At 39.2% G+C, this 13,292-nt stretch carries 9 protein-coding genes; 5 read left to right on the top strand and 4 right to left on the bottom strand.

The features are described 5' to 3' along the window. Positions 1 to 247: 247 nt before the first annotated feature. Positions 248 to 2,728, bottom strand: a complete 2,481-nt coding sequence (locus I6U50_RS12645) for a M14 family zinc carboxypeptidase (protein ID WP_198639098.1) — start codon at positions 2,726 to 2,728, stop codon at positions 248 to 250. 242 nt (positions 2,729 to 2,970) lie between these two features. Between I6U50_RS12645 and bshC the strand changes: the two genes are divergently transcribed. Further along, entirely contained in the window at positions 2,971 to 4,584 is a 1,614-nt protein-coding gene (gene bshC / locus I6U50_RS12640) for a bacillithiol biosynthesis cysteine-adding enzyme BshC (protein WP_198639097.1), read from the top strand. 1 nt (position 4,585) lies between these two features. Then, positions 4,586 to 5,950, top strand: coding sequence for a pyridoxal phosphate-dependent decarboxylase family protein (locus I6U50_RS12635; RefSeq protein WP_193711238.1), 1,365 nt, complete (start codon positions 4,586 to 4,588; stop codon positions 5,948 to 5,950). Positions 5,951 to 6,165: 215 nt separating this feature from the next. Here the strand turns inward: I6U50_RS12635 and I6U50_RS12630 are convergent, their stop codons facing one another. Next, the gene (locus I6U50_RS12630; RefSeq protein WP_193710934.1) at positions 6,166 to 6,891 is read right to left on the bottom strand and encodes an SIMPL domain-containing protein; all 726 of its coding nucleotides are present in this window, start codon (positions 6,889 to 6,891) and stop codon (positions 6,166 to 6,168) included. 82 nt (positions 6,892 to 6,973) lie between these two features. Between I6U50_RS12630 and guaA the strand changes: the two genes are divergently transcribed. The 3 genes from guaA to I6U50_RS12615 all read left to right on the top strand — a co-directional run bounded on the left by guaA (position 6,974) and on the right by I6U50_RS12615 (position 10,972). After that, positions 6,974 to 8,506: a glutamine-hydrolyzing GMP synthase gene (guaA, locus tag I6U50_RS12625; protein ID WP_198628313.1), complete on the top strand. Its 1,533-nt coding sequence runs from the start codon at positions 6,974 to 6,976 to the stop codon at positions 8,504 to 8,506. Positions 8,507 to 8,604: 98 nt separating this feature from the next. After that, positions 8,605 to 10,578 (top strand): amino acid ABC transporter substrate-binding protein, encoded by a 1,974-nt coding sequence (locus tag I6U50_RS12620; RefSeq protein ID WP_198639096.1) that lies wholly within the window; start codon positions 8,605 to 8,607, stop codon positions 10,576 to 10,578. Beyond that, on the top strand, positions 10,571 to 10,972 hold the full coding sequence (locus I6U50_RS12615; protein WP_198639095.1) for an OsmC family protein: 402 nt from the start codon (positions 10,571 to 10,573) through the stop codon (positions 10,970 to 10,972). Before I6U50_RS12620 ends, I6U50_RS12615 begins: the two co-directional genes overlap by 8 nt. Before the next feature lie 80 nt (positions 10,973 to 11,052). Here the strand turns inward: I6U50_RS12615 and I6U50_RS12610 are convergent, their stop codons facing one another. Together I6U50_RS12610 and mnmA are read right to left on the bottom strand one after the other, a co-directional pair. Then, positions 11,053 to 11,997 (bottom strand): NAD(P)H-dependent flavin oxidoreductase, encoded by a 945-nt coding sequence (locus I6U50_RS12610; protein WP_198639094.1) that lies wholly within the window; start codon positions 11,995 to 11,997, stop codon positions 11,053 to 11,055. 21 nt (positions 11,998 to 12,018) lie between these two features. Next, a complete protein-coding gene (gene mnmA / locus I6U50_RS12605; protein WP_198639093.1) occupies positions 12,019 to 13,209 on the bottom strand; it encodes a tRNA 2-thiouridine(34) synthase MnmA in 1,191 nt (396 codons plus the stop codon). Between the last annotated feature and the right edge of the window lie 83 nt (positions 13,210 to 13,292).

The raw sequence follows: 13,292 nt of genomic DNA, 5'->3' as shown, positions 1-13,292 counted from the left end.
CATAAAATGCTTAGCGGACTTGTTCCTACGTAGTTCACTTTAAATTTTAGCTTAATAACCCCAAAATAAGTGTAGAATGAATTAGTGGATTTGTGGTACAAAAGAGTTTCTTGAAGAAAAATACCTACGAGGTTTCTTTAAACCTCGTAGGATAAGTCAGTAAACTAGCTCGGGGCAAGCCCCGGGGTATTACAGCCTTTGGTGGTGCCAATAAAATTGTTCGTGCATTCGCGGCAAATTTCTTTTTTTAAAGTCTGAACTTATTATTGTTTACAAAGAAAACTGAATTAGCAAAGAACAATTTCCCATTCTCCCAAAAAGCACGGAATAATGGATTATCTACCATATAAATAATGCTTCCGCTACCCATTCTTTCTTCTCCAAAAACCAGGGAATTTTCAAGATTCTTAACCGCTGAACTTCCTGCAAAGCCTGCAATTATTTCCGGTTGCTGTATATAGCCTACGTTATAGCCATTTTCCAGGAATTTATAACTACTGTTGCTCAACTTCAAGCTAAAATATGTGTCGTTGTAGCCAAAAGCCATAGGGTGGGTCTTGTCCAGTTTGGTTTTTATAATACTTCCCGTAATCATATTTTTTATAGCTTCTCGCTCTCTTTCAGCATAAGGAATTAAACTCTCAACTTTGGTAGTATCTTTTGAAGTTGGTTTATTGTGCTTTAGGTTAAAATCTTTGTTTGCAGCAAAAAATCCAACAGCGCGCCCCATGGCAATAAGCTTACCGCCATTGCTAACCCAATCTTTTACTTGTTTTAAAGTATTTTCATTTAAAATACTGTTGTAATTAGCTTCCGGTAGTATTAAAACATCAAACTGTGCCAGGTCTATACTTTTAAAATAATTGGTGTTTATGGAGGTTAGCGGGTAGTTAAGGTTTTGCTCAAAAAAATGCCAGATTTCCCCATAATTTAATGAAGAAATTCCCTCGCCTTTTAAAACAGCCACTTTTGGTCCATTGATTAGTTTCATTTTAGGCGATCCAAAATCGGGGCCGCTACCGGCAAAACTTGTATTTGCTGCAACGAGCTCACGTTGGTGTTTATTGGCTATTTTAATTAACGTATTGTCAAAATCTCTATGAGCTTTATTATCGCTTTTAGTGATAATTAAACTACCGCGATCAAACTTCTTATCTTCAATAGAAAAAGCTGCTTCGGTAAAGCGCACTTTTATACCTTCTTTTAGCAATTCGGCTAAAAATTGAGCGTCCTGGATGGCGTTCCATTTAGAAATATAACCGGCACCTGAAGGCTTTGCGGTATTTTTAATTTCAGAAACTTCAGAACTTGCTTTTGTATCAATAGTTCCTGTAGCGGCTATGGCTTCCAGGCCGTAAGCATAAGGCAGGCTCCAGGCGGTGATATCGTATGTTAAAGAATCGCTTAGCCTGGTGGTAGGCTCAAAAAGTACGTTTACCATTTTTCCTTTAGGCTGTTGTGTACTAATTACCAGGGTGTTTTCATCGGCTTTTAAATTGCCTTTTTTAGCTTCTGAATAATTAAAACCTCTAATATTTTCGCTGCTTGCGTTTTTGTAGGTGATTTCATGCCTGTCCAGTAATTTTTTAAGCGAAGCAATCTTATCGGGGTTTCCCTTTACAGCGTAAGATTTATATTCTAAATCCTCATTATTAAAGTACTTTTTAAATTCGGAATTTAAAGCCTGGGTGTTTTTGCTGGCAATTTCTATGGTAGAAAGTCCCGTAGTGTGGTGGTGTGCTACCCGGTCTTTTAGGGTGAGTTCGTAAGCTTCGTCGGTATTAATCCCCAACCCGGCGCGTCCGTGGCCGGCCTGTTCGTAGGTCATACCAATAGCTCCCATATAGGTAGGGTAGGTGTCTCCATAACTTGGGTAGAGTAAATCAAAGCGCTCTTTGGTAAAAAATAACCAGCCTTCCTCATCAAAATATTTAGCGTGATTCTTTCCAATTTCGGTTTGAAAATCTTTTTGGAAAGGCGTGATGATTTCGTGAAAGGGTTCTGCGGCCGGAGCGAAGTAATAAGGATCGTTAATACCCTGTTCGTGAAAATCTACGTGAATATGGGGCATCCACCGGTTATAAATTTTAAGGCGTTGCTGCGTTTCCACCTGCGTGGCCCAGGCCCAATCGCGATTAAGATCAAATAAATAGTGATTGGGTCTTCCACCTGGCCAGGGTTCATGATGTTCGGCGGCTGCCTGTAAGGGGCTGTAAGGTTCGGCTTTTACCTGGTTGTACCAATTTACATACCTGTCGCGACCATCGGGATTTACACTGGGGTCCATAATTATCACCGTATTTTGCAGGTAATCCTGTTTTTGGGTAATGAGTTCGTACAGGGTTTTTATAGCGGCTTCGGTACTGGAAGCCTCATTGCCGTGTACATTGTAACTTAACCAAACAATAGACTTCTTGGCTTTGGTTTCAGTTTTAGCAATGCCGGTGTTTCCAAGATGATTTTTTCTAATCTCTTCCAGATTTTTTAAATTTTCTTCCGAAGAAATAATCGCATAGATAAGTGGGCGGCGTTCATTGGTTTTTCCATAGGTATGGTATTGTACCAGGGGAGAATTTTTAGCAACGTGATCAAAATAATCTACCACATCGGCGTGACGGGAGAATTGCTCTCCAATTTTATAGCCCAAAAATTCTTCCGGACTTTGCAATTGTGCCTGAGTTTGTACACCTAAAAAAAGAAAGACAGCAAAAAGTAAAGTTGATTTCATTAGTTGATTTTAAAGATGAATCATTGTTTTTTCTAAAAATCTATTTTATACGTCACCCTGAATTTATTTCAGGGTCTAAGGAATTAGAATTTAAAACTTATTAGAAGCAGAAACGAGTTCAGCTTGACGTTTGATTATATATCATCAATAATCGAGTAAAAACAGTATCTAAGGCCAAATTAACTAAAAATTAGCGAATAAAATTCTTAACTTCGGTATCTTTGCCATCCAAAAATGTGCTAATGCCAACCGAATGTATTCCTTATAAAGAAACTAACTATTTTACAAAGCTTATTACAGATTATCTGGAGGAAAAGGAAGAGTTAAAAGACTTCTATAATCGTTTTCCTAAACTGGAGAATTTTAAGGAACAACTAGTAGAAAAGTCTTCTTTTCCAAAAGAAAACAGGAAGGTTCTTGTAAAAGCCCTCAAGCAACAATATGCCGGGCTGGAAACTTCAAAAGCTACTTTGCAGCATATTGAATCTCTGGAAGAAGAAGCTAGCTTTACGGTGGTGACCGGGCATCAGCTAAATTTATTTACCGGTCCGCTTTATTTTTTATACAAGATCGTTTCTACCATTAATCTTACCCGGAAATTAAAAGAAGCCTATCCCGATTATAATTTTGTGCCGGTATACTGGATGGCGACCGAGGACCACGATTTTGAGGAGATCAATTTTTTTAATTTAAACGGAAAAAAATTTCAGTGGGCCAATGCGCCTAAAAATGCCGGGGAAGATGCAGTAGGAAATTTAACCACCGAAGGCCTGGAAGATGTTTTTAAACTTTTTTCTGCAGAAATTGGGGGTGGGAAGAATGCCGATTTTCTCAGGGAATTATTTGAGAAAGCTTACCTGCAGCACGATAATTTGGCCGAAGCCACTTTATACCTGGCCAACCAACTCTTTAAGGAAGAAGGCCTGGTGATTATAGATGCACAACAAAAAGAACTGAAGGAGCTTTTTATCCCCTATGCCGAAAATGAACTTTTAGCACAAGATTCGTATAAAACCACTACGAAAACTGCTGAGAAGCTAAATGAGCTAGGTTATAATGTTCAGGTGAATCCCAGGGAAATCAATTTATTTTATTTAAACCAGGGTTTGCGGGAAAGGATTATAGCGCGAGATGATGCCTATTTTGTGCACGGTACAGAAATACAGTGGACAAAAACTGAAATCCTGGAAGAATTAAAGAATTTTCCCGAGAGGTTTAGCCCCAATGTAATGCTTAGACCTTTATACCAGGAAGTGATTTTACCTAACCTTTGTTATATTGGTGGGGGAGGAGAGCTTGCCTATTGGTTGGAATTAAAGGAATATTTTAAATCTGAAAAAGTGGTATTTCCAGTTTTATTACTTCGGAATTCGGCTTTAATCCAATCGGGGAAACTAGATGAAAAGCGTAGGAAGTTAAATGTTTCCAGTAAGGAACTATTTTTGAAGCAACACGAGCTTATCAATAGAAAAGTGCGGCAAATATCGAATATAGAAATTGACTTTTCACCACAAAAAGAGCATTTGGTGGCTCAATTTCAAGAAATGTACGATTTGGCCGAAAAAACCGATAAATCTTTTTTGGGAGCGGTGAAAGCACAGGAAGTAAAGCAATTAAAAGGCCTGGATAATTTAGAAAAACGTCTTTTAAAAGCCCAAAAGCGTAAGCTAAAAGATGAGGTAAGTAGAATTGCCGAACTACAAAATGAACTTTTCCCGAATAAAAGTTTACAGGAACGACAAACCAACTTCTCGGAAATCTATGCCGCTTACGGCCCCGATTTGATTTCGGTACTATTAAAAGAATTAGACCCGCTACAGGCGGAATTTAAAATTTTGACTTTTGAAAACAAATAAAATGCATACTATAGATATGGATTTGGTAGAAATGACGCTAGACGTTATGAAGTATACCATAGACCGTATCTCTAACCTTAGCCCCGAAATGGGGGCACCTAAGAGTGAAACCGAATTGTTTAATATGGTTGGTGAAACCGTAACTGCCGAAGGAATTGGTGGGGAGAATGCCTTGCAACTCTTTCGTGATGTTTTGGTTAAAGCCACGGTGCCAATAGACCATCCCAGGCACTTGGCCTTTGTACCTGCAGCTCCAACCCGGGCAGCCATTATGTTCGATTTGGTGACTTCGGCTTCCAGTATTCATGGAGCTTACTGGATGGAAGGTGCCGGCGGAATTTTTTGTGAAAACCAGGCAATGAAATGGTTGGTTTCGCTTACCGGTTTACCAGAAGGTGCTTTTGGGGTATTTACCAGTGGTGGTACTGCTGCAAACCTATCGGCCATGGTGGCGGCCCGTGAAAACTGGCGCAACCGGGATAGCCAAAACGTAGGTAAAAAAGCTTTAATGTTAACTTCCCATGGGGCACATAGCTCTATACAGGCTATGGCAAAAGTTATTGATGCCGATGTGGTAATGATAGATTGCGAAGAAGAGAATCTTAGTGGGCGTGAGTTACAAAATGCCATAAACGAACTGGAAGCAAAGGATAGAAGTCGGCTTTTTGCCGTAGTTGCTACCGGTGGTACAACTAATGCGGGAATTATAGATGAATTAGATACCATTGCCGATATATGTGAAAAGGAAAATGTATGGTTTCACGTAGATTGTGCTTATGGTGGTGGTGCTTTGGCTGCTCCTTCGGTAAGACATTTGTTTAATGGGGTAGAGCGTGCAGATAGTATTACTATAGATCCGCATAAATGGTTGTTCTCTCCTTACGATTGTGGGGCGGTTATCTATAAAGATTTAGAACTGGCAAAAAAAGCGCATTCACAGAAAGGTGCTTATCTGGAAATTTTTAAAGATGAAGGAGCCCAGGGCTTTAACCCGGCCGATTATCAAATTCAGTTAACAAGAAGGGTTCGGGGAATGCCACTTTGGTTTTCTCTGGCAATGCACGGAACCAATAAATACCGGGAAGCCATTGAAACCGGAATCTCTTTGGCGCAAATTGCTGAAAAAAAGATTGCAAATCGTGAAAACCTTGAATTGGTAAGGCCGGCAAGTTTATCGGTGGTTTTATTTAGAAGAAAAGGCTGGAGTCCTGACGAGTATAGGGATTGGACCTATAAAAATCATAGGGAAGGCCTGGCATTAGTAACGCCAACTACCTGGAAAAAAGAAACGGTGATTCGTTTTTGTTTTATTAATCCCGATACTACTGAAGAAGATATAGATATGATTTTAGATACTTTGGAATAGTTAACCTCCATCTCTGTTAAGCTGAACCTGCCCGTAAGTTCAGTTCAGGAAGGCTTGTTTCAGCTTCTAGTAGTTATTGATTTCAATGGTGTTAAAATCTCTGAATAAATTTTGGAGCAGGCTCTGAAATAAATTCAGGATTACGATAAAAAGATAATATTTGGATTAAGAAAGTATAGACCTCACAGGTTTTTTTACCGGTGAGGTCTTAATATTTAATCAATTTCATAGTTTAACCGCATGGTAATAGATGCGGTTTTTTTCTTATCGGCTGTATTATAAGCACCACTCCAGGAATAATCTTCTCCGCTGTTTTGACCGGTTATTTGAAAAACCCCCATATTGGCATTTTTTAACTCTCCAAGATTTCCGCCGCTATTTTTGGCAATTTTTTCTGCTCGTAGTCGTGCATCTTCGGTTGCTTTCGAGATCATTTCAATTTTTAGATCGGCGAGCTTGGTATAATAGTATCTGGGTGGGGTTGAATTAAATTGTACCCCTTTATTTAAAAGTTCGGTGATTTCCCGCGAAACCTCTTCTACAAGTTCTACATCTGATGACTCAATCTTTACAGGTTGGGTAAGTTGATAGCCCTGGAAGATACTGCCTACATAATTTCCATTCTGGTATTGGTTCTCCCGCTGTTCAGATGTTTGTACCGAATTAAAGACGATATTACTTTCCTTAATACCTTTGTTTATAAGGTAATTGCGTACTGTTTCTTTGTCAGTGTTTAGGTCGTTGTAGGCCTTTTCAAGATTAGGGCTTACACGGCTAAACCTTCCCTCCCAAACAATAAGGTCTGAGGTGAAATTCTCACTACCTGAACCGGTTACCGAGATTACTCCATCTGGATTGGCCCTGCTAACATAGGCTTCGCCTAGAAACCAGGCAGCAATAACTATGGCAATAGAAAACACTATAGCACTAATATATTTCATATTGTAAGATTTTATTTCCGATAAAGATAGAAAATAAACGTATAGGGTATTTTATTTTTGCGTCAAATTCTTACTTTTGCCTATGCAAAAAAACGTACTCATTTTAGACTTCGGCTCGCAGTACACGCAACTCATTGCAAGGCGTGTGAGAGAACTCAATATTTACTGCGAAATTGTTCCTTTTAATAAAATTCCAGATGATATTTCGAGCTTTAAAGCGGTAATCCTTTCCGGAAGTCCGTTTTCGGTTCGGGGAGAAGATGCCCCGCATCCCGATTTATCTAAAATTCGCGGAAAACTGCCAATACTGGCTGTTTGTTATGGTGCACAATACTTTGCGCATTTCCATGGTGGAAAAGTAGAGGCTTCTGAAACGCGCGAATATGGAAGGGCAAATCTTTCGGTAATAAAAGATGGTGAAACCTTGTTCGACGGGATTATGGAAAACTCCCAGGTTTGGATGAGCCATAGCGATACCATAAAGGAACTACCTTCTAACAGTGTGCGAATTGCCAGTACCACAGATGTTTTAAACGCAGCTTACCGAATTGAAGGAGAACAAACTTATGGTATTCAGTTTCATCCGGAAGTTTATCATTCTACCGATGGGAAACAACTGCTGGAAAACTTTTTGGTGAAAATTGCTGAGGTAGCGCAAACCTGGACTCCGGGTAAATTTGTGGATCTCACGGTTTCAGAATTAAAAGAAAAGATAGGAGACGATAAAGTGGTTTTAGGTCTAAGTGGAGGTGTAGACTCCAGTGTAGCTGCAGTTTTATTGCATAAAGCCATAGGTAAGAACCTGTATTGTATTTTTGTAAATAACGGCTTGCTTAGAAAAGGTGAATTTGAAAGCGTTTTAGACCAATACAAAGATATGGGCTTAAACGTGAAAGGAGTAGATGCTTCTACACGATTTTTAGATGCCCTGGCAGGGATAAGCGATCCTGAAAAAAAGAGAAAAGCAATTGGAAATGCCTTTATTGAAGTTTTTGACGATGAGGCACATAAAATAAAAGATGTAACCTGGCTCGCCCAGGGAACTATATACCCAGATGTTATTGAATCTGTTTCGGTAAATGGTGGGCCTTCAGCAACTATTAAATCGCATCATAATGTAGGTGGATTACCAGACTTTATGAAATTAAAGATCGTAGAGCCTCTAAAAATGCTTTTTAAAGACGAAGTTCGAAGAGTAGGTGCCGAAATGGGAATTGCCGACGAGTTATTAGGAAGACATCCGTTTCCGGGGCCTGGACTGGCTATTAGAATCCTTGGCGATATTACCGCTGAAAAAGTTCGTATTTTACAGGAAGTAGATCATATATTTATTCAGGGCTTAAGAGACTGGATGTTATATGATAAAGTATGGCAGGCCGGTGCTATTTTATTACCGGTAAGCTCTGTAGGGGTAATGGGAGATGAACGTACTTACGAAAAAGTTGTAGCCTTAAGGGCCGTAGAATCTACCGATGGTATGACGGCAGATTGGGTAAATCTACCTTATGAATTTCTACAAAAAACCTCTAATACTATAATAAATCGGGTTAAAGGCGTTAATAGAGTAGTATATGATATTAGTTCAAAACCACCGGCTACCATAGAGTGGGAATAAAATTTGATCTTAAGTCATAATTCCCGGTGCCTGCAACTATTTTTTTAAGCTATAGGCACCGGGTAATCAAGCCTTATTGTGGGATTAAACCAAATAAAATGAAATACCTTTTAATAGTTTGTTTTTTATTTCAGCTGTCCGGTTTTACGGCCTCGGCCCAGGAATATAAATACCATACGGTAAAGGCCGGGGAGACTGTTTACAGTATCGCAAAGGCCTACAATATTTCGGAAGAAGCCATCTATAAATACAACCCCGATGCAAAAGGTAGTTTAGAGATATCTTCAAAACTGGTAATCCCTTTAAATAGCAGTAAGGAGAAGGTTTCAACTGAAAGCGAAGATATTCAGTTTATAACCCATACGGTAAAAAGAAAGGAAACACTATACAGGCTTTCTAAAGATTATAATGTTGAGATAGATGAAATTAAAAGGTATAATAAACACCTTTATGCTGAAGAATTACAGCGTGGGGAAGAGATTTTAATTCCGCAACCTAAAAAAGGATCCGGTAATACAGAATTATCTTCTACGAAACAGCTTGATATTCCTAAAGGTAACGATCAGGAAACCCGGGAGACCAGGGAACACGTGGTTTTGCCTAAAGAAACCAAATATGGGATAGCCCGTAAATATGGGATAACTGTAAAAGAGCTGGAAGAGTTAAACCCTAAAGTAGATGTGCTGAAACCGGGCGTTATGATTCGCGTTGGTACCAATGTGCTGGACGAACCGGTAATTTTAACCGATGAGGTTTTTGAATTTTATGAAGTAAAACCTAAAGAAACTTTATTCGGACTTTCTCAAAAATTTGATGTTTCCCAGGATTCATTGATTTCTTTAAACCCTGCTTTGGAAGACGGACTTAAAATAGGGATGGTTTTAAAAGTCCCTAATACCGATGATAGTGAGAATGTCCCTGGTAATAACGATGATTTTGCCGATGCTTCAGATAATGAAAATGCCGGCGAAAGAATAGATCTTTCAAACAAGTTGAGCAATTTCAATACGAAAGAACTGGTTGTTTTATTGCCCTACAACCTTAACCAAATAGATGAGGAATCTATTTCAAGCTATGAGGATGCTATTTTAGATGATCGTGTGTTACGAATCTCTTTAGACTTTTACAGCGGGGTTCGTATGGCAGTAGAGAAAGCTAAAAGTTATGGTATTTCTACCCGATTAAAAACTTACGATACAAGAAGAAATGTTCAGGAAGTTACCAATATAATTGCCTCGCATGATTTTAGAAATGTAGATGCGGTAATTGGACCTTTATTACAAAACACGACTGAAGCGGCAGCTTCTCGTTTAACTCAATATAATGTTCCTGTAATTAGTCCTTTGTCCAATAGGGAGATGAGGTCTTATCAAAACTTATTTCAGTCGCGTCCCACAGATGAGATACTTAAAAAAGCGATGTTCGACTACCTAAAGCAAAATGCCGTAGGTAAAAATGTGATTATTATTGCAGATGCTGCACATAACCAGGTGAAGAATGAACTTACCCAAATTTTACCAAATTCCAGAGTGATTTTGCCTTCTGAAGCCTATTTGGGGGCCGATAAAATTAAAGGTTTGTTATCTGGAAGTATGGAAAACTGGGTAATCCTGGAGTCTTCTAATATTGGTTTGATAAGCAGTGCCACTTCAGCATTAAACCGTTTGGCAAGGGAGCATGAAATTACCTTATTTACTACCAATAAAAACAATGCTTTTGAAGATGATATTATCGATAATCAGCATTTGGGCCGACTTAATTTTCATTATCCATCGGTAGACAAACAGTATAATGCCATGGTACCGGAAGAATTTATTGAAGAGTATCAGGAGAAATTTAATATGGTGCCCAGTCAATACGTAGTTAGAGGCTACGATCTTACTTTAGACGTATTGTTACGATTGGCTTCAGCCGATAATCTTTATGATTCGTTTGAGAAGTATACCGGATTTACCGAATATCACGAAAATAAATTTCATTATACCCCTAAACGCAATGGCGGATTTTACAATGATGCCGTGTATATTATGAGTATAGATGAAGAACTTCATTTAAACGTTGCTAATGACTAGTAAAGTTATTTATACAGGAAATTTAAGAACCGAATCTGAACACCTTAAAAGTGGCGCCAAAATAATTACAGATGCCCCTGTAGATAATCACGGGAAGGGCGAGGCATTTTCACCAACCGATTCAGTTGCGACTGCCCTGGCAAGTTGTATGCTTACCGTTATGGGAATTAAGGCCGAAGCTATTGATGTAGATTTAAATGGAACTACGGCTGAGGTAACTAAGACCATGGCAGCCGATCCCAGGCGAATTTCAAAAGTGGAGATTGTAATTAATTTCCCAGAAAGCTATTCTGAAAAAATCTGTAAAATACTGGAGAATACAGCAAAAACATGCCCGGTATTGCAGAGTTTACATCCGGAGATGGAAAAGCTTATAAGCTTTAAATATTCATAAGATTCAAGATTCTTTTACGAATAAAAACTTTAAAAATACTGCCTTAGCCTTTATCAAAAAAGGCTAAGGCATAATTATGTTTAGAGTGCGGCAACTGCTTTTTTAGCTGTTTCGAAGTCTTCTATAATCTCCTTAACAATTTCGGTAGCGGGTTTTATTTCATGAATTAAACCCGAAACCTGACCAATTTCAAGCTCTCCTTCTTCCAGGTCGCCTTCAAACATTCCTTTTTTAGCCCTGGCTCGTCCCAGTAACTCAATAAGCTGTTCTTTGGTAGGATTTTTAGTGTATAATTCCTGAACATCATTAAAGAACTTATTTTTTAGAAGTCTTACGGGGGCTAGTTCTTTAAGTGTAAGCTTAGTGTCGCCTTCCTGGGCTTTTACCACCATTTCTTTAAAATTATTATGGGAAGAAGCCTCGGGGCTGGCAACAAATCGGCTACCAATTTGTACGGCATCTGCCCCCAGAACCATCGCGGCCAGCATTCCCTGCCCGGTGGCGATCCCACCTGCGGCGATTAAGGGAATGCTAATTTTTTCTTTTACCATTGGGATTAAGGTGAAAGTGGTGGTTTCGTCCCTACCATTATGTCCGCCTGCTTCAAAACCTTCAGCAACCACAGCATCTACGCCGGCTTCCTGAGATTTTAGGGCAAATTTTACGCTGCTTACCACATGAACCACTTTAGTGCCATGTTCCTGCAGATATTTCGTCCAGGTTTTAGGATTCCCGGCTGAAGTAAAAACGATTTCTACCTTCTCTTCAATAATTATTTCCATGATCTTGTCTATATCAGGATAAAGAAGGGGGACGTTTACCGCAAATGGCTTTTGGGTTGCTTTTTTGCACTTTTCAATATGCTCTTTAAGGATTTCGGGATACATAGAGCCTGCACCAATAATACCAAGACCACCGGCATTGCTCACGGCACTGGCAAGTTTCCAACCACTCGCCCAAACCATTCCGGCCTGTATTAGTGGGTATTGAATATTAAAAAGCTGTGTGATTCTATTTTTGGACATTTACTTAAATTTTTTTCGAATTTAAGAAATAACCCCCGAACCTAATAACTCTTCACCTTCGTACCAGGCTACAAATTGCCCTTCGGTAATGGAAGCCTGGGGATCATCGAAAATCACATACATTCCGTTTTCGGTTTGGTGTAAGGTAGCTTCCTGTAAAGGTTGGCGATAGCGAATTCTAGCCTGTACTTTTAAGCGTTCCTCTGTATTTAATGCAAGATCTTTACGTACCCAATGTACCTCGTCTTGCTGAATAAAGAGTCCCTTTCTGTATATTCCGGGATGGTTTTTTCCCTGTCCGGTATAGATTACGTTTTCTACAACATCGGTATCAATTACAAAAAGCGGTTCGGGCGTACCACCTACGGCAAGGCCTTTACGTTGCCCCTTGGTGAAATAGTGTGCTCCCTGGTGTTTACCTACAATCTTTCCGTCAGATGGAGCATATTCATACTTTTTAACCATGTAATCCAATTCCTCTCTTTTATTGCTGAAATTGGGAGTTTCAGAAGCGTATAATTCTTTTTCGGCCTCAATTTCTATTATTTTACCTTCCTTAGGTTGTAGTTTTTGCTGAAGAAAATCGGGCAGTCTAACTTTTCCTATAAAACAAAGGCCTTGTGAGTCTTTTTTATCGGCAGTTACCAGGTTTTGCTCTGAAGCAATTTTGCGCACTTCAGCTTTTTGTAATTCTCCAATAGGAAATAATGTTTTTGAAAGTTGCTCCTGGGTTAACTGACAGAGAAAGTAAGACTGGTCTTTGTTATTGTCTTTACCTGAAAGCAGTTGGTACACGGTTTCCCCATTTTGGTATATTTCCCCTTTTCGGCAATAATGGCCTGTAGCCACATAATCGGCTCCCAGATTGAGCGCAATTTTCATAAAAACATCAAACTTTATCTCACGATTACATAAAACATCGGGGTTTGGAGTACGGCCACGCTCATATTCGTTGAACATATAATCAACAATACGTTCTTTGTATTCTTCGCTAAGATCTACCGTTTGAAATGGTATACCAAGCTTATCGGCAACCATCATAGCATCATTACTATCGTCTAGCCAGGGACATTCATCAGAAATTGTTACCGAGTCGTCGTGCCAGTTTTTCATAAACAGGCCAATTACCTCATAACCCTGTTGTTGTAAAAGATATGCTGACACACTGGAATCTACTCCTCCCGATAAACCTACAACCACTTTCTTTTTCATACATCTAAAATTGATATTCTTTCCGAATTAAAGTCGGATAAACGGATGCAAAATTACGAAAATTTAAAAGAAACCCGGGGTGG

This window comes from Salegentibacter maritimus (assembly GCF_016236975.1).
Classification (GTDB): Bacteria; Bacteroidota; Bacteroidia; order Flavobacteriales; family Flavobacteriaceae; genus Salegentibacter; species Salegentibacter maritimus.
The sequence above is the reverse complement of the archived record's forward strand: the minus strand, read 5'-3'. Positions and strand labels throughout refer to the sequence as shown.